This window comes from Peribacillus sp. SIMBA_075 (assembly GCF_046534585.1).
The window spans coordinates 1-310 of the sequence record NZ_JAWRYN010000335.1; the positions used below are offsets into that span (position 1 = coordinate 1).

Genomic DNA, 310 nt, shown 5'->3' on the forward strand with positions numbered 1-310 from the left:
TCATGGGTAGATACGGTGAAGCCTTGCCCGTTCAGCGACGCGATGAAATCCTCGTAACGGCCGCTATGCTCAGCCATGCCGTGGATAATGTGCACGTGGCCTTTCGGTTTCTCCGCGCTGTACAGGCTGCAATATAGTTCGTGCCCATCCGAAACCTGTATATATGAACTGCTCCTGTCCATCAATCCACTTCCTTTCTAAAAATCCAGTAATGAAGTATTTTTCCCTATTTGTTGCATTTGAATCCTTTCGGCACTCAATTCATCACGCGCTTGAACATTTTTTCGATGTCGTAAGTCTTGAAATGAAT

At 45.8% G+C, this 310-nt stretch carries 1 protein-coding gene; it reads right to left on the reverse strand.

The window, feature by feature from the left end:
- Positions 1–182, reverse strand: a 182-nt coding sequence (locus tag SB775_RS28465) for an alpha/beta hydrolase (protein WP_410864532.1), incomplete at its 3' end; no start/stop codon positions are given.
- Between the last annotated feature and the right edge of the window lie 128 nt (positions 183–310).